Here is an 18,590-nt window from a genome sequence, read left to right on the forward strand (position 1 = left end):
CGAGGAGGGGGGGGTGGGTGTTGTTTGTTGGTTTGGGGGTTGTGTCCTTTCTTCCCCCCCCCCCCCCCCCCCCCCCCCCCCCCCCCCCCCCCCCCCCCCCCCCCCCCCCCCCCCCCCCCCCCCCCCACGACCGAACGAACCCTTACGCCTGCGGCAGGCGGTCCAGCTGTGCCTGGATGCGGGTGATGTCCTCCTCCGCCTTGGCGAGGCGGGTGCGGATCTTGTCCACGACGTGGTCGGGGGCCTTCGCCAGGAACGCCTCGTTGCCGAGCTTGCCGGTCGCCTGGGCCTTCTCCTTCTCCGCCGCCGCCAGGTCCTTCGCGAGCCGCTTGCGCTCCGCCGCGACATCGATCGTGCCGGAGAGGTCGAGGGCGACCTCGGCGCCGGCGACCGGGAGGGTCGCCGTGGCCGTGAAGGCGTCGCCCTCCGGCTGGAGCCGGAGCAGCTGCCGGATGGCCGCCTCGTGGGTCGCGAACGGCGTGCCGTCGAGGCTCAGCCGGGCCGGAACCCGCTGGCCGGGCTGGAGGCCCTGGTCGGCGCGGAAGCGGCGGACCTCGGTGATGACCGACTGGAGCGACTCGATCTCCTGCTCGGCGCCCTTGTCACGGAAACCGCTGTCGCTCGGCCACTCGGCGATGACGACCGACTCGCCGCCGGTGAGCGTGGTCCACAGGGTCTCGGTGACGAAGGGAACCACCGGGTGCAGCAGCCTCAGCGTGACGTCGAGGACCTCGCCGAGGACGCGCTTGCTGACCTCGGCCGCCTCGCCGCCCGCCTGGAACGTCGTCTTGGACAGCTCGACGTACCAGTCGAAGACCTCGTCCCACGCGAAGTGGAACAGGGCGTCGGACAGCTTCGCGAACTGGTAGTCCTCGTAGAACGCGTCGACTTCGGCGACGACCGTGTTGAGCCGGGACAGGATCCAGCGGTCGGTCGACGACAGCTTCGCCGGCTCCGGCAGCGGGCCGTCCACGGTCGCGCCGTTCATCATCGCGAAGCGCGTCGCGTTCCAGATCTTGTTGGCGAAGTTGCGGGAGCCCTGGACCCAGTCCTCGCCGATCGGGACGTCGACGCCCGGGTTCGCGCCACGGGCGAGGGTGAACCTGAGCGCGTCGCTGCCGTACTTGTCCATCCAGTCCAGCGGGTTGACCGCGTTGCCGAAGGACTTCGACATTTTCTTGCCGAACTGGTCGCGGACCATGCCGTGCAGAGCGATGGTGTGGAACGGCGGGGTGCCGTCCATCGCGTAGAGGCCGAACATCATCATCCGGGCGACCCAGAAGAAGAGGATGTCGTAGCCGGTGACCAGGACGCTGTTCGGGTAGAACTTCGCGAGCGACTCGGTCTGTTCGGGCCAGCCGAGCGTGGAGAACGGCCACAGGCCGGAGGAGAACCAGGTGTCGAGGACGTCGGTGTCCTGACGCCAGCCCTCGGCCTCGGTCCCGGGCGGCTCCTCGTCGGCGCCGACACAGACGACCTCGCCGTTCGGCCCGTACCAGACCGGGATGCGGTGGCCCCACCACAACTGCCGCGAGATGCACCAGTCGTGGAGGTTGTCGACCCAGTCGAAGTAGCGCTTCTCCATCTCCTGCGGATGGATCTTGACGCGCCCGTCGCGGACGGCGTCACCGGCGGCCTTCGCGAGCGGACCGACCTTGACCCACCACTGCATGGACAGGCGCGGCTCGATGGTGGTCTTGCAGCGCGAGCAGTGGCCGACGGAGTGGGCGTAGGGCCGCTTCTCGGCGACGATCCGCCCTTCGGCGCGCAGGGCCGCGACGATCGCCGACCGCGCTTCCAGCCGGTCCAGGCCCTGGAAGGGGCCGTGGGCGGTGATGACCGCGTGCTCGTCCATGATCGTCAGGGCCGGGAGGTCGTGGCGCTGGCCGATCTCGAAGTCATTCGGGTCGTGCGCCGGGGTCACCTTGACGGCGCCGGTGCCGAACTCCGGGTCGACGTGCTCGTCGGCGACGACCGGGATGGAGCGGTCGGTCAGCGGCAGCTTGACCAGCTTGCCGATCAGGTGCTTGTACCGCTCGTCCCCGGGGTGAACGGCGACGGCCGTGTCACCGAGCATGGTCTCGGCGCGGGTGGTGGCGACGACGATGGTGTCGTCCCCGTCGCCGTACTTCATGGAGACGAGTTCGCCGTCGTCGTCCTGGTACTCCACCTCGATGTCCGAGATGGCCGTCAGACACCGGGGGCACCAGTTGATGATGCGCTCGGCGCGGTAGATGAGCTCGTCGTCGTAGAGCCGCTTGAAGATGGTCTGGACGGCCTGGGACAGGCCCTCGTCCATCGTGAAGCGCTCACGCGACCAGGCGACGGCGTCGCCGAGGCGGCGCATCTGTCCGCTGATCTGGCCGCCGGACTCGCCCTTCCACTGCCAGACCCGCTCGACGAAGGCCTCACGGCCCAGGTCGTGCCGGGACTTGCCCTCCTTGGCGAGCTCCCGCTCGACGACGTTCTGCGTGGCGATACCGGCGTGGTCCATGCCGGGCTGCCAGAGCGTCTCGAAGCCCTGCATGCGCTTACGGCGCGTCAGCGCGTCGATGAGGGTGTGCTCGAAGGCGTGCCCGAGGTGCAGGCTGCCCGTGACGTTCGGCGGCGGGATGACGACGGTGTACGGCGGCTTGTCGCTCTTCGCGTCCGCCTCGAAGTAGCCCCGCTCTACCCAGCGCTCGTACAGCGGCCCCTCCACGTCGGCCGGCGCGTACTGGGTCGGCAGGTCGGTGCTGGGCGCTGGTGGCTGCTGCTGAGCGTTCTCGGTCACGGGGGTCAGTTTAGAGGTGTCACTCCCCCGTCCCGAAACTCGTTTCGCTTTGTAACGGCGGGGACCCCGATGCCATGCACACGACGGGTCTGCGCCAGGATGTCCGGAACACATAAGCATCTGGAGGGGAACCCAGAACATGAGCTACAACCAGCCGGGCCCGTACGGCGGGCAGCAGCCTCAGCAGCCCGGTCCGTACGGCCAGCCGGGCCCGTACGGCCAGCCGCCGCAGGCCCCCCAGCCCGGCTACGGCTACCCCCAGCAGGCCCCTCCGCCCCAGCCCGGTTACGGCTACCCGCAGCAGGCCCCGCAGGGCGTCCCGCCCCAGCAGCCCGGCCCCTACGGCCAGCAGCCCCCGTACGGCCAGCAGCCGCAGCCGCCCTACGGTCAGCAGCCCCAGTACGGCGTCCCGCAGCCCCCGGCCCCGGGCGGCGGCAAGAAGAAGACGGGCATCATCCTCGGCGCGGTGGCCGTGGTCGCCGCTCTCGGTGTGGGCGCGTACTTCGTGATCGGCGGGGGTGGCGGCGGTCTGGAGGACGACGGGCCGCACAAGCTGTCGACCCCGGCGACGGTGCTCAGCGAGTACAAGCGCACCACGAAGGACGGGCAGACCACCGGTGACGACGAGAAGTCGGAGCTGGAGAAGAGCGGCGTGAAGAACGCCAAGACGTCGGCGGCCCTCTACTCCAACGTGGACCTGAGCAACTACGACCCCGAGGATCCGTCGTCCGCGGCGAAGATGGCGTCGGCCAAGACGCTCACGGTGGCCGGTGCCTACGGTGAGATCTCCGACCCGGAGGCGACGCTGGACCTGTTCCTCGCCAACTTCAAGAAGTCCTCCGAGAAGGAGGCCGCGTCCGGGTCCACCAAGCCCGAGCTGATCGGCGAGCCCGAGGAGGCCGACCTCGACGGCGCGATCATGAAGTGCCAGTCGGTCAAGGCTCAGGACGAGCTGACCAAGAAGGAGAAGACCAACTGGTTCTGCGCGTGGGCCGACTACAGCACGATCGCCCTCGTGTCGCCGGGTGAGGCGGCGCGGGGCGTCACCAAGGACGTGGCGATCGACGTCACCACCAAGGCCCGCAAGGAAGTCCGCATCCCGGCCTGACGCGGACAACGACGAAGGCGCCCAGCAACAGAGTGCTGGGCGCCTTTCGCGTGCGGTGGGTGACTAGGCGGTCTTCTGCTCGCCCGGCCCGCGCCCGCGAGCGTCCCGCGGGATCAGCGTCGGGTTGACGTTCGACTGGACGACGTCCGCCGTGATGACGACCCGGGCCACGTCCTTGCGGGAGGGGACCTCGTACATCACGCCCTGGAGGACCTCCTCCATGATGGCCCGCAGGCCACGCGCGCCGGTCTGGCGCAGGATCGCCTGGTCGGCGATGGCCTCGAGGGCCTCACGCTCGAAGTCCAGCTCCACACCGTCGAGTTCGAAGAGGCGCTGGTACTGCTTGACGAGCGCGTTGCGCGGCTCGACGAGGATCTGCAGCAGGGCCTCGCGGTCGAGGTTGTGGACCGAGGTGATGACCGGGAGCCGGCCGATGAACTCGGGGATCATGCCGAACTTGACCAGGTCCTCCGGCATGACCTCCTGGAACTGGTCCTTGGACTCCATCTCGCGCTTGGAGCGGATCTGCGCGCCGAAGCCGATGCCCTTGGCACCCGCCCGGGACTCGATGATCTTCTCAAGACCGGAGAAGGCACCGCCCACGATGAACAGCACGTTCGTCGTGTCGATCTGGATGAACTCCTGGTGCGGGTGCTTGCGTCCGCCCTGCGGCGGGACCGAGGCCGTGGTGCCCTCCAGGATCTTCAGCAGGGCCTGCTGGACGCCCTCGCCGCTCACGTCGCGCGTGATCGACGGGTTCTCACTCTTCCTCGCGACCTTGTCGATCTCATCGATGTAGATGATCCCGGTCTCGGCCTTCTTGACGTCGTAGTCGGCGGCCTGGATCAGCTTGAGGAGGATGTTCTCGACGTCCTCGCCGACGTATCCCGCCTCCGTCAGCGCCGTGGCGTCGGCGATCGCGAAGGGCACGTTCAGCATCCGCGCGAGGGTCTGCGCGAGGAGGGTCTTCCCGGAGCCCGTGGGGCCGAGGAGGAGGATGTTGGACTTCGCCAACTCGATGGCGTCGTCACGGCCGTTGCCCCCGCCGTTCTCACCGGCCTGGACGCGCTTGTAGTGGTTGTACACCGCTACGGAGAGGGCCTTCTTGGCGGCTTCCTGGCCGACCACATACCCCTCGAGGAACTCGTAGATCTCGCGGGGCTTCGGGAGTTCCTCCCAGCGGACCTCGCTGGTCTCAGCGAGCTCTTCCTCGATGATCTCGTTGCAGAGGTCGATGCACTCGTCGCAGATGTACACACCGGGCCCTGCGATGAGCTTCTTGACCTGCTTCTGGCTCTTGCCACAGAACGAGCACTTGAGCAGATCGCCGCCGTCACCGATGCGTGCCACGGTGTGCTTCCCCTTCGCCTGGGAGACGACTGGACGTCGACGCGACGTCCAACGGCTCCTGGTGCAGCCTTATGTCCGACGGTACCTTGCCGGGCCCCTCGTTCGGGCCCCCCTTGGCGCGGTTCACTTTGACGTGCACCGTGCCAAACCGTGCCAAGGGGCGGCAGACGATACAGCCTCTCGCCTCAGCGCAGGCTCGAGTTGTCCATCTTCCGGGTGGTGATGATCTGGTCGATCAGTCCGTAGCTCAGCGCGTCCTCGGCCGTGAGGATCTTGTCGCGCTCGATGTCGTCGCGGATCTTCTCGACCGGCGTGGTGGAGTGCTTGGCCAGCATCTCCTCCAGCTGCGAACGCATCCGGAGGATCTCGTTCGCGGCGATCTCCAGGTCGGAGACCTGACCGCGGCCGGTCTCGCTGTACGGCTGGTGGATCAGCACGCGCGCGTTCGGCAGGGCCATGCGCTTGCCCGGCGTACCGGCGGCCAGCAGGACGGCGGCGGCGGAGGCGGCCTGGCCCATGCAGACCGTCTGGATGTCCGGCTTCACGTACTGCATCGTGTCGTAGATCGCGGTGAGCGCCGTGAAGGAGCCGCCGGGGCTGTTGATGTAGACCGAGATGTCACGGTCGGGGTCCATCGACTCCAGGCACAGCAGCTGCGCCATGACGTCGTTGGCGGAGGCGTCGTCGATCTGGACGCCGAGGAAGATCACGCGCTCCTCGAAGAGCTTCGCGTACGGGTCGTACTCGCGGATGCCCTGGGAGGTGCGCTCGACGAAGCGGGGGATGACGTAGCGGGACTCGGCCTGCGGGCCGGTGTAGCGGCCCTGCGAGCCGCTCATGTCCTGCGCGGCGTTCATACGGTCGTAGATCCCGCTGCCGGGGAACTGGTTCACGGTGTCTCCTGAAAAGGGCTGAGGCGGTCGGCTGGGGCTGTCTGGGGTCGCTGGGGCCCGGGAGGGCTCCGGGGGCCTCACGGGGCTCCACAGGCCCCGTGGGGACCTCTCAGGCCCCGGTGCCGCCGCCGCCCGGCATACCTGCGGCCGTGGGGATGACGTCGTCGATGAGGCCGTACTGCTTGGCCTCGAAGGCGTCGAACCAGCGGTCGCGGTCCGAGTCGCGGGTGATCTGCTCGACCGACTGGCCCGTGTGCTGGGACGTGAGCTCGGCCATGCGCTTCTTGGTGTGCAGCAGCCGCTCGGCGTGGATCTTGATGTCGGAGGCCGAGCCGGCCAGGCCGGCGGACGGCTGGTGGATCAGGATCTCGGCGTTCGGCAGCGCGAAGCGCTTGCCCGGGGTGCCCGCGCTGAGCAGGAACTGACCCATCGAGGCCGCGAGACCCATGGCGATCGTCACCACGTCGTTCTTGATGAACTGCATCGTGTCGTAGATCGCCATACCGGCCGTGATCGAACCGCCGGGGCTGTTGATGTAGAGGTAGATGTCCTTGTCGGGATCCGCGGCAAGGAGCAGCAGCTGTGCGGTGATCTTGTTCGCGATGTCGTCGTCGACCGGCTGGCCGAGGAAGATGATCCGCTCGTTGAGCAGCCGGTTGTAGACCTGGTCACCGAGGCCACCACCGATGGAAGGCTCGCCGGCGGCGGAGGGCATCAGATTCGTCACGTATCCACCTGCTCGTCTTACGACGGCGCCGGGCCGTCTCACGTTTCCCTGCGGGGCTGGAGCCGTTCGCAGACTCCACTGCCCTCGTATTCATGGACCCTAACGCGCGGGTCCCTTCGGGGAATCCCGGAGATGGGAGTGTTCGCCGGGGGCGTAGCGCGGGGGGCTCCGCCGGGGGCCGTACGGTCTCGCCGTGGGTGGGTCCGCCCGTGGACGGCTGCGGGCCCGTGGGGGCTTGTCGCGCAGTTCCCCGCGCCCCCGAGGTGCGCTGCCCCACGGACGGCAAGAAGGCCCTGGGGTTCGCACCCCAGGGCCTTCCCTTTGACCTAGTCGGAGCCGGGGGCTCAGCCCTCGGTCTTCTCCTCGGCGGACTCGGCGGCCTCGGCCGGGGTCTCCTCGGTGGAGGCCTCGGTCTCGTCCTCCTCGTCGTCCAGGTCGACGACCTCGCCGTTGGTGTCCTTGACCGCGGCCTTCTCGACCACGACGGCCAGGGCCTTGCCGCGGGCGACCTCGCCGACCAGGAGCGGAACCTGGCCGCCCTCGACGACGGCCTGGGCGAACTGGTCGGGGGACATGCCGGAGGAGGCGGCGCGGCGCATGAGGTGCTCGGTGAGCTCCTCCTGGCTGACGTTCAGCTTCTCCTGCTTGACGAGCTCGTCGAGCACGAACTGCGTCTTGATGCCCTTGACCGCGGCTTCCTTGGTCTCGGCGTCGAACTCCTCGACCGTCTTGCCCTGGATCTCGAGGTACTTCTCGAGGTCGAGGCCCATCTGGCCGAGCTGGTGGTGCTCGAGGTTGTGCTTGCGGGTGTTGACCTCGTCCTCGAGCAGCTTGTCCGGGACGGGCACCTCGACCAGCTCGAGCAGCTTCTCCAGGACGCGCTCCTGGGCCTGCGTGGCCTGGTCGTACTGCTTCATGTTCTCCAGGCGCTTGCGGCTGTCGGCCCGCAGCTCCTCGATGGTGTCGAACTCGGAGGCGAGCTGCGCGAACTCGTCGTCCAGCTCGGGCAGTTCACGCTTGGCGACCTGGGTGACCTTGACGGTGACCTCGGCCTCCTTGCCGGCCGCCGAGCCGCCCTTGAGCTCGGAGGTGAAGGTGGCCTCGCCACCGGCCTCCACGCCCTTCACGGCGTCGTCGATGCCGTCCAGCAGCTCGCCGGAGCCGATGGTGTAGGAGACGCCGTCCGCGACGCCGTCCTCCAGGACCTCGCCCTCGACCTTGGCCTCCAGGTCGATCGTCACGACGTCGCCGTCCTCGGCGGCACGCTCGACCGGGGCGGTGGAGGCGAAGCGCTCGCGCAGCTCCTCGACCGCCTTGTCGACGTCCTCCTCGGTGACCTCGACCGCGTCGACCTCGACCTCGATGCCGGAGTAGTCCGGGATCTCGATGGAGGGACGGATGTCGACCTCGGCGGTGAAGTTCAGCGTCTCGCCGTCCTTCAGCTCGGTGATGTCGACCTCGGGCTGGCCCAGCGGGTTCAGCTCGGCCTCGTTGACCGCGTCGGTGTAGAACTTCGGCAGCGCGTCGTTGACGGCCTCCTCCAGCACCGCACCGCGGCCGAACCGCTGGTCGATGACCCGGGCCGGGACCTTGCCCTTACGGAAGCCCTTCACCGTGACCTGCTGGTTGATCTTCTTGTACGCCGCGTCGAGGCTGTCCTTGAGCTCCTCGAAGGGCACCTCGACAGTGAGCCGAACCCGAGTCGGGTTCAGGGTCTCCACGGCGCTCTTCACGGTTCGGTCTCCTTGTGGCTGACTTCTTGGGTTCTGCCGGGACCAGAACGGCCCGGCGGATTTCGCCGCCCGGAGACTTCAGACGCTGATACACACGGACGGCAGCTTGCATAGTAACGGCAGCGACTACACCGCCCAAAAGGCGATCACGTGAGTGACCGGGAGACGATCACCCGAGATGACTCGAGATGGCTCGAGATGATCGGATGGCTGGTCGGGGTGGCGGGATTTGAACCCACGGCCTTCCGCTCCCAAAGCGGACGCGCTACCAAGCTGCGCCACACCCCGTCTGGTGCGACACGTAGGGTACATGGCGCAAGGCCGTACGGCCGCCGCATTTTCGCCGCGTCGGCGCCGCGAGGGCCCGGATGCGAATGCGGTGTGCGACGAGGGCGCACAACCCGCTACGATGCTTGCGTGCCGAGGTCACCCGACCTGCGGCGCGCACCGTGCGGGCGTAGCTCAATGGTAGAGCCCTAGTCTTCCAAACTAGCTACGCGGGTTCGATTCCCGTCGCCCGCTCCGAACGGCTCGGGCCCGGTTCTTCGGAACCGGGCCCGAGGCGTTTTTCACCGGGTGATCCGGGGATTCAGAGGTCGCGTACGTCCACCGTGTAGACGGAGCGGACGCCGTACGGGACGTACAGGGCGTCGCCGACCAGGACGAGCGGGGCGCCCGAGGTGACGAGCATGCTGTCGGTTCTGCCGCCGTCGTCGCGGCCGTCCAGGGTGGCCTCGACCTCGCCGCTGCTCGCGTCCAGGGCGGCCAGGCGGCCGCTGGGGGACGCGACGTACACGTGGGTGGCGGAGGCGGTCGGCGGCCCCTGCTGCTCCACGCTGGAGTTGGATTCCCACAGCGTCCGGCCGGTGCGCGGCGAGACCGCGCGGACGCCGCCGCTCTCGCGCGTGAAGTAGACCGTGCCGCGGACCAGGTACGCGTCCGCGTCCTCGGGCCGGGGCTGCGCGAGCCGGCGCACGGTGAGCACGCGCGAGGAGATGTCGATCAGGGTCAGGCCGCTGTCCGTGGCGAAGGAGTCCGCGAGGACCAGACGTCCGTCGTGCTGGCCGAGCAGGTACTGGGCGCCCTTGGCCTCGGCGGTCCAGCGGGCCTTTCCGGTGGCCGGGTCGATCTGGGAGACGGTGGTGCGGGAGGCTCCCCGTTCCGACAGGCCGATCACGCAGACGAGGTAGGCGCGGCCGGCCGCCGAGCGCAGCAGGCAGTCGACCGAGTCGTCCGGGTCGGTCGGCTTCGGGCGGCTCCAGCGGACGTCGCCGGTCTCGGCGTCGAGCAGGGCGTACCGGTCGCCCTGGGAGCCGTAGAAGGTGACGACACCCTCGGGGACGGCCGTGGCGGCGTCCTGCGTGCTGTCGGGGACGGACGCCGACTCGCCGGTGCCCGTCTCGGTCCGCCAGAGTTCCTTGCCGGTGTCGGCGGACAGGGCGTACACCGTGTAGCCGAACTGTGGGCCGGCCGCCGTCTCCCCCTCCTCCGCCTCGTAGGCGTAGACGTGACGGTCGGTGGTGCCGATGAGCGCGCCCTCGCTGCTGCTGGAGGAGCCGTCGGGGGTGGGGTCGACGGACCGGCCCCAGGTGGAGCGGCCGTCGGCGAGATCGAAGCGGGTCGCCATGAGGCCGGAGCCCGCGCACACGAGGGAGGTGTCGACGGCGGCGCAGCCCGCGAGAGCGCTGTCGGCGCCGCCGACGAGGCGCTCGCTGCCCTTGGGGGCCTTCGCGGCGGTGGCCCAGGGCTTCCAGCCGTCGGGAAGGTCGCTGGGGGCGGAGGCCGAGGTGCCGGGGTCGGTGTCGCGGGAGAGGGCTCCGGAGAGGACCACGGTGGTGGCGGCCAGTACGGCGGCCACGGCCGTCCCGGCCGCCGCAGCGAGGAGGTAGCGGCGTCTTCGGTTGCCTCGCGGCCCGGCGGGCGGCCCGTCAGGCTCGGTCGGCGGGTCGGCGAGCGGGGTGTCGCGCTGTGGCGTGGCCGCGGGGACCCGTCGGGGCGGAACGGTTCTCGGCTCCTCGGCGGCCGGGGGCACCGCGGCCGGCCCTCCGTCGCGCAGCAGGGTGAGGAGTTCGTCGGCGGTCACGCGGGACTTGGGGTGCTTCTCCAGGCAGAGGCGTACGAAGGGGAGCAGTTCGTCCGGTACGCCGTCGAGGGCCGGTTCGCCCTCGACGACCCGGACGGCGGTCTCGTAGGGGCTCGGGCTGTCGAAGGGGCCGCGGCGGGTGGCGGCGTAGGCGAGGACCGAGCCGAGGGAGAAGATGTCGGCGGCCGGGCCGACGTCCTGCGGGGCGGAGAACTGCTCCGGGGACATGAAGGGCGGGGTGCCCATGACGCGGCCGGTCTGGGTGAGGACGTCGGCGGCGGCGAACTCGGCGGCGCGGGAGATGCCGAAGTCGATGACGCGGGGGCCGTCCTCGGCCAGCATCACGTTGGCCGGCTTGAGATCGCGGTGGACGACTCCGGCGCGGTGGATGTCGCGCAGCGCCTCGGCGAGGCCGGCGGCGAGTTCACGCAGCCGGGGCACGGCGAGCGGGCCGTGCTCGCGGACGTGGGTGCCGAGGTCCGATCCCGGTATGTACAGCGTCGCCATCCAGGGGCGTGACGCGTCGGCGTCGGCGTCCACGACGGGGGCCGTGAAGGCGCCGCTGACCTGTCGGGCCGCGGCCACCTCGCGGCGGAAACGGGCGCGGAACTCGTCGTCGTCGGCGTACTGGCCGTGCACCACCTTGACGGCGAGGCGCCGTCCGGAGGCCGAGCGGGCCAGGTAGACCACACCCATGCCGCCGGAGCCGAGGCGGTCCTCGATGCGGTAGCCGCCCACCTCCACCGGGTCAGAATCGCGCAGCGCCATCCCCGTACGTTCCCCCCGTCACGCACCGTCCCGTCGGGAGGAGAGTAGCCGCATACCCCTCTGGCCCTGGTGGCGGCCCGGTCAGAAGCTGATGGAGTTGACCGTCTCCGCTATCGAGTTGAGGAAGCGCTGGATGGACGGGGCCATGCCGGTCGAGGCGAGGAAGAAGCCGAAGAGGATCGCCACGATCGCGGGGCCTGCCTTGATGGATCCCCCTCTCAGCAACACCACAAGGATGATCGCCAACAGCAGCACCACAGACAGTGAAATGGCCACAACTGATCACACCCTCGGTCGGTCCGCTCTCCCGGCCCGGGGGCGCCACTGCGCGCACCCCGCCAGAACCATCGTGCCACCAACGCGGCCGGGCTATGCGGCCGGTGACGCATCGACCGCCGCCGTGTCGTCCGGGCGCGTGTACGGCGCGTGTGGGAGGGGACCCGACGGCGGGAGCTCGTACGGCAATTCGAAGGGCCACCCGCACAGGGAATTCGTCCGGATCGTTTCCGTCTCCACACAACGCGTTCGCAGCTAATTCGAATTGCTGCCCAAGGCTCCTCAACCACCCTGTGGAGAGGCTCCCGGAGAGCGCTGAAGCGGACATTCCACTGGAGTCGCCCCCTGGTCTTATGCGCCGCTTAGTCCGGAAGTATCCCGACAAGCAGGGCGGCTGTGACGGACACAACTCGATACCGAAGATGTGTTGGTCATCACGCCGACAGTCGCGTCAACTACCCGAAATCCGGGGTACCCACAGCGAATAGCCAGGAATCACGTCCGGCGTTTTACGAATAGCTGCAGGGAAGGCTAGGGTGCCTCAGATGTTCCACGCTGCCTCGTCCCCCGCACGCGCAGCGAGGTCCCGGATCGTCTCCCCGAGTTCCTGGTGGGAGGGTCTGTGACGAACTCGCTGCGACCGAACGGCGACCGCAAGGCGCCACTTCCCCCGGCACAGTCGCCGGCAGGCGGAGTGCCGAGCCCGCGCTCGCCGCAGAGCCCCCAGAAGAAGCAGAACGGCAAGCAGCGCGACGCGTTCTTCGACAACGCGAAGTACCTCGCGATCGTGCTGGTCGCCATGGGCCACGCCTGGGAGCCACTGAAGGGCGACAGCCGGATACTCGAGGCGGCGTACCAGGTCGTCTACGCGTTCCACATGCCGGCGTTCATCATCATCTCCGGCTACTTCTCGCGCAGTTTCGACATGCGGCCGGACCGGCTCAAGCGCCTGATCACGGGCGTGGCCGTGCCGTACGTCATCTTCGAGACGGCCTACCCGCTCTTCAAGCGGTGGATCGACGACGACCCGAGTCAGGACATCAGCCTCCTCGACCCGTGGTACCTGACCTGGTTCCTGGTCGCGCTGTTCATCTGGCGGCTGACCACCCCCATCTGGAACATGGTGCGCTGGCCGCTGCCGCTGGCGCTCGGTCTCGCGGCGCTGGCGACCGTCACCCCGTCGATCGGTGACGACCTGGACCTCCAGCGCGTCCTGCAGTTCCTGCCGTTCTTCGTGCTGGGCCTGGTGATGAAGCCCGAGCACTTCCAGATGGTGCGCCGCCGTTCGGTGCGGATCGCCGCGGTGCCCGTGTTCGCCGCCGCGCTCGCCTTCAGCTGGTGGGCGGTGCCGCGTATGAACACGTCGTGGTTCTACCACCGTGACGCCGCGCAGGAACTGGGCGCGCCGTGGTGGGCCGGCCCGGTCATGGTGCTGGCGATGTTCGGCTGCTCCCTGGTGCTGACCGCCTGCTTCTTCGCCTGGGTGCCGCGCCGCCACATGTGGTTCACCGCGCTCGGCGCGGGCACGCTCTACGGCTACCTGCTGCACGGCTTCCTCGTGAAGGCCGGCGACTACCAGGGCTGGTTCGAGGCGAGCTGGTTCCACCAGCCTGCCGGGCAGATCACCGTGACCGTCCTCGCGGCCGCCGTCGTGACGGTGCTGTGCACCAAGCCGGTGCAGCGCATGTTCCGGTTCGCGATGGAGCCGAAGATGACGTGGGCCTTCAAGCGGGACGCGGCCGAGGTCGCCCGCGAGCGCCAGAGCGCCGAGAGGCGCGAGCGCGAGAAGGGCCGCGAGAAGGTCAGCGCCTAGGCGCTTCTTCAGATCGCATCTCCCTGACCGAGAAGTGCGCGCATCCGTGCGTACTTCTCGGTCAGTCGTTTGCGGGTGGCCTCGTCGAGGACCGCGAGGCGTTCCGGATCCGCGTTGTGCGCCAGGTCCGCCTCCTTCACCAGCGGCGCGCCCGGGGTGGCGAGGATGCGCGCGGCGTAGGCCTGCGGCGGCTCCCCCGCCCGCTTGGTGACCGCGAGGACGATGTCCTTCGTACGGCCGCTCAGCGCGGCCTCGCGCAGCCACTGGGGCGAGAGTGCGTCGTCCTCGACGGCGTCGTGCAGCCAGGCCGCCGCGATCTGGTCCTCGTCACCGCCCCGTTCCCGTACTCCCTCCGCCACGGCCCACAGGTGTTCGGCGTAGGGCCGCCCCGCCTTGTCGGTCTGGCCGGCGTGCGCGGCGCGGGCGATGGCCTCGACCTGGGCCAGGGTCAACGGGGTGCGGGGTGTCTCGGTCACCGCTCCAGTGTGTACTGCGCGGTCGTCTGCCGTGTCCGTCCTTCCCGATCCGTACGGAGGGTGTGCGGGCCATGAGGGCCGCCGCCGAACCGACCTGGGGCGAGCCCCGTCTCAGCGGAGGGCGGACGCCGCCGTCGGGCCCTCTCGGCAGATCAGGAGGAGGGCTCGGTCGTCGTTGACGTCCTTGGCCACTGCCTCGATGAGGTGCCAGGCGGCGCCGTGGAAGCCGCCGGCGACGTAGCGGTCGGCTTCGCCGGTGAGGCGGTCGATGCCCTCGACGATGTCGCGGTCGGAGGTCTCCACCAGGCCGTCCGTGAAGAGCATCAGTACGTCGCCCGGGCGCAGCGAGCCCTTCACGGGGTCGAACTGGGCGCCGTCGTAGACACCGAGGAGCGGGCCTTCGGCGGCCTTCTCCTCCCAGCGTCCGGTGCCGGCGCTGAGCTGCAGGCCCGGCGGATGGCCGGCGGAGTAGAGCTCGTAGTCGCCGGAGTCCAGGTCGAGGACCAGGTGGATGGAGGTGGCGAAGCCCTCGTCCCAGTCCTGGCGGAGCAGATAGCCGTTCGCGGCGGGGAGGAAGGCGTGCGGCGGGAGGGAGCCCAGCAGGCCGCCGAACGCGCCGGACAGGAGCAGGGCGCGGGAGCCCGCGTCCATGCCCTTGCCGGAGACGTCGGTGAGGACGACCTCGAGCGTCCGGCCGCCGTTGGTACGGGCCGCGACGACGAAGTCGCCCGAGAAGGACTGGCCGCCCGCCGGGCGCAGCGCCATCTCCTGGTGCCAGCCGCCCGGCAGGTCGGGCAGCTGGCTCTGCACCCGGATGCGTTCGCGCAGGTCGAAGAGCATGGTGCCGCCGCGCCGCCAGGGCACACCGACCCGGCTGCGGAACTGGGCCAGCAGCAGCCCGAAGAAACCGCAGGCCGCGACCACGAGCACGATGCCCGGAGTGACCCTGGAGGGCCCTTCCGTGTACGGGCCCAGTCGCACCGACTCCACGATCAGCGCCGTGGCCGCCGCCGCGTACAGGCCGAGCAGGCTGGCCGGGCGCAGCACCAGTCCGCCCACGACGACGGGCAGGACGAGCGCGGCCGGCGAGAACCACACCGAGTTCGCCAGCGTCGCCGCCGCGATCAGCGGGACGGTCAGGAGCAGGCCGGCCAGGGCGATCCAGTCCGAGCCGTCGCCGCGGAAGTAGTCCACGGCGGCCCGGCGCACGCCGACGCGGGCCCGGTGCCACTGCTTCTTCAACCGGGCCGTGAACGTGTCGGCTTCCGCGCGCCGCTCTCGTCCTGATGCCATTAGTTCGGGACCCTATCCATCGGACCAGCCGCTTGGCACGGGAGGTCCCACTTGTCCCCCGTCCGAGGGCCGACTTCACAGTGAACTTCACCGCGCGCCGCCCCGCCGCCACCTGAGAGAAATTTGCTCGCTCGTCCCGCATTGCCCTGGTAGGCATGGTCCATGGCGACTGACGCGACCGGCTCCGCGACCGACCTGCGGGTGCTGCGGCGGGACGATTGGGACAAGTGGTACGACACCCTGATCCGGGGCTTCGGCGGGGTGCCGGAGTCCGCCGAGGAACGGGGGTTGTGGAACTCGCTGACCGAGCTCGACCGTTCACTCGGCGCCTGGGACGGGGACGAGTGCGTGGGGACGGCCGGGGCGTTCAGCTTCCGGCTCACGGTGCCCGGCGGCGCCTCGGTGCCGGCCGCGGGCGTCACCATGGTCAGCGTGGCCGCGACGCATCGCCGGCGCGGGGTTCTGACGTCGATGATGCGGCGGCAGCTGGACGACGTCCGGGCCTGGGGTGAGCCGCTGGCCGTGCTCACGGCGTCCGAGCCGGCGATCTACGGCCGGTTCGGATACGGGTGCGCCACCTTCCAGTTGAACGCCGAGATCGACACGACCCGGGTACGGCTCACGTCGCTGCCGCCGGGTACGGATGACGTACGTGTGCGGTACGCCGTTCCGGCCGATGTCCGCGATGTGTGCGAGGCGGTGTACGCCCGGACGGTTCCGACCCGGGCCGGAATGCTGGCCCGGCAGCCCGGCTGGGAACGGGTCCCGCTGCTCGATCCGGAGGGCGATCGGGAGGGGGCGTCGCCGCTGCAGTGTGTCGTCGCCGAGCGGGACGGGGAGACGGTCGGGTACGCGCGGTATCGCGTCAAGCCGGGCTGGGAGGCCGCCGGGCCCGAGGGCACGGTGATCCTGGAGGACTCGGCCGCGCTGGACCCCGCGGCGGACGCGGCGCTGTGGCGGTTCCTGTTCGGGATCGACCTGACGTCGTCGCTGGTGGTGCGGGGGCGGGGGCGGCCCGTGGACGACGCGTGGCGGCACTGGGTGTCCGACATCCGGCGGTGCCGGCCGCGGGTGGGGGATGCGCTGTACGTACGTCCGGTGGAGCTGGGGGCCGCGCTGGAGGCGCGGACGTATCAGGCGCCGGTGGATGTGGTGTTCGAGGTGGAGGACGCGTTCTGCCCCTGGAACGCCGGGCGTTGGCGGCTCAGCGGGGATGCGAAGGGGGCGTCGTGTGAGCGTACGGGGGATGCGGCGGATGTCGCCCTGTCCGTACGGGAGTTGAGTGCCGCGTATCTCGGGGGTGTGTCGCTGGCCTCGTTGGGGGCGGCGGGGCGGGTGCGCGAGGTACGGCGGGGGGCGTTGGCGGAGGCCTCGCTGGGGTTCGGGGCGGCCGGTGTGGAGCCGTGGTTGCCGTACGGCTTCTGAGGTCGGGGGTTTCTCAGGGGCGTTGGCAGGTCGGGCACCAGAAGAGGTTGCGGGCGGCGAGGTCGGCGGTGCGGATCTCGGTTCCGCAGAGGTGGCAGGGCTGGTTGGCCCTGCGGTAGACGTACACCTCGCCGCCGTGGTCGTCCACGCGGGGTGGGCGGCCCATCGCCTCCGGGGTGTGTTCCGGGCGGACGGTGTCGATGCGGTTGTTGCGGACGCCCTCGTGCATGAGGTCGACCAGGTCGGTCCAGATCGCGTGCCACTCGGGTGGGGTGAGGTCCTTGCCGGGGCGGTACGGGTCGATGCGGTGCCGGAAGAGGACCTCCGCGCGGTAGACGTTTCCTACGCCTGCGATGACCTTCTGGTCCATGAGGAGGGCGGCGATCGTCGTACGGCTGCGGGCGATACGGCGGTACGCGGTGTCCGGGTCGGCGTCGTCGCGGAGCGGGTCGGGGCCGAGGCGGTCGTGTATCGCCCGCTTCTCCGGGGGTGTGATCAGGGCGCAGGTGGTGGGGCCTCGGAGATCTACGTACGCGGCGTTGTTCGCGAGGCGGAGGCGGACGGTGTCGGTGGGGGGTGGTGCGGGGGCCGGGCCGAAGGTGACCTTGCCGAAGAGGCCGAGGTGGATGTGGATCCAGTCGGTGTCGCGGAAGCCGAGGAAGAGGTGTTTGCCGTGGGCTTCCGTGTGGGTGAGTTCCGTGCCGGTGAGGATGGCGGCGGCGTCGGTGAACTTGCCCTGGGGGCTGGTGGTGTGGGGGGTCGTGCCGAGGAAGGAGGCGGCGTAGTCCTGGGCCAGGCGGTGGATGGTGTGGCCTTCTGGCACGGGTACTCCCTGTGATCGTTGCCTTTTGCCCACCCGCCCGCCCGAACCTGTGCGTCAAGAGGTTGACGTCGAAAACGGGGGGCTTTCCCACCCACCCACCCGAAACGGTTGGCTAAGAGGCCGGAGTCGAAAGACACCTCGGGGCTCCGCCCCGCGCCCCAGCGGGGACCGCGTCCCCTGCACCCCTCACGGGGCATCGCCCCTGGACCCCGCTCACCGGCGGCTGCGCATCTGCGTGCCGCGCCGGGTTCGGGCAGTCAGGGCCGTGTGGCCCGGGTGCCGCAAGGTCGGGTCAGGCGTCGGGCCCCTGCTGCGGGTGGTGCGGCGGGATCGGGGGGAGGGCGCCGGTCGTTTCGTACTCGTTGAGCATGTCGATGCGGCGGATGTGACGTTCGTCACCGGAGAACGGTGTCGCGAGGAACGTCTCGACGAAGGCCGTCGCCTCGTCCTGCGAGTGCATGCGCGCGCCCACGGCGACGACGTTGGCATTGTTGTGCTGGCGGCCGAGGGCCGCCGTCTCCTCGCTCCAGGCGAGGGCCGCGCGGACGCCCTTGACCTTGTTCGCGGCGATCTGCTCGCCGTTGCCGGAACCGCCGATGACGACGCCGAGGGCGTCGGGGTCCGCGGCCGTGCGCTCCGCCGCGCGGAGGCAGAAGGGCGGGTAGTCGTCCTGGGCGTCGTAGATGTGCGGGCCACAGTCGACGGGGTCGTGACCCGCCGCCTTCAGCCAGTCGACGAGGTGGTTCTTGAGTTCGTAGCCGGCATGGTCCGAGCCGAGGTACACGCGCATGGGATGAGTGTGACACGGGTGTTTCGGGGAAGGCGCGCGGGGTGGCGCTCATGAAAACGTGAGGCGAATGTGAGCCGCATTACGGAACCTCAGGAAAACCTCAAGTAACAATCTGGATTCAAAGGTTCTCGAAAACGTTCGCCTCCGATTCACTGGACCGGCTCGTACACCCGCTCGTACGAGGCCCCGTACACCGTCATGCCGCGACACACCCCGTTCGTACGGCTCGTGCGGCTTCGTACGGAAGAACAGCTCCCCC

Annotated in this window: 14 protein-coding genes and 2 tRNA genes; 4 read left to right on the plus strand and 12 right to left on the minus strand. The window is 69.8% G+C overall.

The window, feature by feature from the left end; genetic code table 11:
• Positions 1 to 142: 142 nt before the first annotated feature.
• On the minus strand, positions 143 to 2,773 hold the full coding sequence (locus tag ACZ6I3_RS24325; protein ID WP_469417314.1) for a valine--tRNA ligase: 2,631 nt from the start codon (positions 2,771 to 2,773) through the stop codon (positions 143 to 145).
• A 139-nt stretch (positions 2,774 to 2,912) separates the two neighbouring features.
• Here ACZ6I3_RS24325 and ACZ6I3_RS24330 point away from each other — a divergent pair, with 139 nt between their 5' ends.
• A complete protein-coding gene (locus ACZ6I3_RS24330) occupies positions 2,913 to 3,881 on the plus strand; it encodes a hypothetical protein (RefSeq protein ID WP_469417316.1) in 969 nt (322 codons plus the stop codon).
• A 63-nt stretch (positions 3,882 to 3,944) separates the two neighbouring features.
• On the opposite strand, the gene clpX is transcribed toward ACZ6I3_RS24330, so the two are convergent.
• The 5 genes from clpX to ACZ6I3_RS24355 all read right to left on the minus strand — a co-directional run bounded on the left by clpX (position 3,945) and on the right by ACZ6I3_RS24355 (position 8,872).
• A complete protein-coding gene (clpX, locus tag ACZ6I3_RS24335; protein ID WP_468409054.1) occupies positions 3,945 to 5,231 on the minus strand; it encodes an ATP-dependent Clp protease ATP-binding subunit ClpX in 1,287 nt (428 codons plus the stop codon).
• Between the two features lie 185 nt (positions 5,232 to 5,416).
• Positions 5,417 to 6,124 carry an ATP-dependent Clp protease proteolytic subunit gene (locus ACZ6I3_RS24340; RefSeq protein WP_469417318.1) on the minus strand — a complete coding sequence of 236 codons (708 nt, stop codon included), beginning with the start codon at positions 6,122 to 6,124 and terminating at the stop codon, positions 5,417 to 5,419.
• Positions 6,125 to 6,233: 109 nt separating this feature from the next.
• Positions 6,234 to 6,839 (minus strand): ATP-dependent Clp protease proteolytic subunit, encoded by a 606-nt coding sequence (locus ACZ6I3_RS24345; protein WP_167526581.1) that lies wholly within the window; start codon positions 6,837 to 6,839, stop codon positions 6,234 to 6,236.
• A 356-nt stretch (positions 6,840 to 7,195) separates the two neighbouring features.
• Entirely contained in the window at positions 7,196 to 8,584 is a 1,389-nt protein-coding gene (gene tig / locus ACZ6I3_RS24350) for a trigger factor (RefSeq protein WP_469417320.1), read from the minus strand.
• A 211-nt stretch (positions 8,585 to 8,795) separates the two neighbouring features.
• Positions 8,796 to 8,872: transfer RNA gene (locus tag ACZ6I3_RS24355), tRNA-Pro, on the minus strand.
• A 163-nt stretch (positions 8,873 to 9,035) separates the two neighbouring features.
• Between ACZ6I3_RS24355 and ACZ6I3_RS24360 the strand changes: the two genes are divergently transcribed.
• A tRNA-Gly gene (locus ACZ6I3_RS24360) sits at positions 9,036 to 9,106 on the plus strand.
• A gap of 67 nt (positions 9,107 to 9,173) precedes the next feature.
• Here ACZ6I3_RS24360 and ACZ6I3_RS24365 read toward each other — a convergent pair.
• Both ACZ6I3_RS24365 and ACZ6I3_RS24370 read right to left on the minus strand, forming a co-directional pair.
• Entirely contained in the window at positions 9,174 to 11,435 is a 2,262-nt protein-coding gene (locus tag ACZ6I3_RS24365; protein WP_469417322.1) for a protein kinase domain-containing protein, read from the minus strand.
• An 81-nt stretch (positions 11,436 to 11,516) separates the two neighbouring features.
• A complete protein-coding gene (locus ACZ6I3_RS24370) occupies positions 11,517 to 11,711 on the minus strand; it encodes a hypothetical protein (protein ID WP_142163958.1) in 195 nt (64 codons plus the stop codon).
• A gap of 622 nt (positions 11,712 to 12,333) precedes the next feature.
• Here ACZ6I3_RS24370 and ACZ6I3_RS24375 point away from each other — a divergent pair.
• Positions 12,334 to 13,524 (plus strand): acyltransferase family protein, encoded by a 1,191-nt coding sequence (locus ACZ6I3_RS24375; RefSeq protein WP_469417324.1) that lies wholly within the window; start codon positions 12,334 to 12,336, stop codon positions 13,522 to 13,524.
• Between the two features lie 8 nt (positions 13,525 to 13,532).
• Here ACZ6I3_RS24375 and ACZ6I3_RS24380 read toward each other — a convergent pair whose 3' ends face one another.
• Together ACZ6I3_RS24380 and ACZ6I3_RS24385 are read right to left on the minus strand one after the other, a co-directional pair.
• A complete protein-coding gene (locus ACZ6I3_RS24380; RefSeq protein ID WP_469417326.1) occupies positions 13,533 to 14,000 on the minus strand; it encodes an HD domain-containing protein in 468 nt (155 codons plus the stop codon).
• A 111-nt stretch (positions 14,001 to 14,111) separates the two neighbouring features.
• Positions 14,112 to 15,293 carry a SpoIIE family protein phosphatase gene (locus ACZ6I3_RS24385; RefSeq protein WP_469417327.1) on the minus strand — a complete coding sequence of 394 codons (1,182 nt, stop codon included), beginning with the start codon at positions 15,291 to 15,293 and terminating at the stop codon, positions 14,112 to 14,114.
• Positions 15,294 to 15,455: 162 nt separating this feature from the next.
• Between ACZ6I3_RS24385 and ACZ6I3_RS24390 the strand changes: the two genes are divergently transcribed.
• The gene (locus ACZ6I3_RS24390) at positions 15,456 to 16,718 is read left to right on the plus strand and encodes a GNAT family N-acetyltransferase (RefSeq protein WP_469417328.1); all 1,263 of its coding nucleotides are present in this window, start codon (positions 15,456 to 15,458) and stop codon (positions 16,716 to 16,718) included.
• Positions 16,719 to 16,731: 13 nt separating this feature from the next.
• On the opposite strand, the gene ACZ6I3_RS24395 is transcribed toward ACZ6I3_RS24390, so the two are convergent.
• Together ACZ6I3_RS24395 and ACZ6I3_RS24400 are read right to left on the minus strand one after the other, a co-directional pair.
• Positions 16,732 to 17,541 carry an Fpg/Nei family DNA glycosylase gene (locus tag ACZ6I3_RS24395; RefSeq protein ID WP_469417330.1) on the minus strand — a complete coding sequence of 270 codons (810 nt, stop codon included), beginning with the start codon at positions 17,539 to 17,541 and terminating at the stop codon, positions 16,732 to 16,734.
• Between the two features lie 292 nt (positions 17,542 to 17,833).
• Positions 17,834 to 18,331, minus strand: coding sequence for a ribose-5-phosphate isomerase (locus ACZ6I3_RS24400; protein WP_469417331.1), 498 nt, complete (start codon positions 18,329 to 18,331; stop codon positions 17,834 to 17,836).
• Positions 18,332 to 18,590: the final 259 nt, after the last annotated feature.

It is taken from the genome of Streptomyces sp. NPDC041940 (assembly GCF_055589465.1).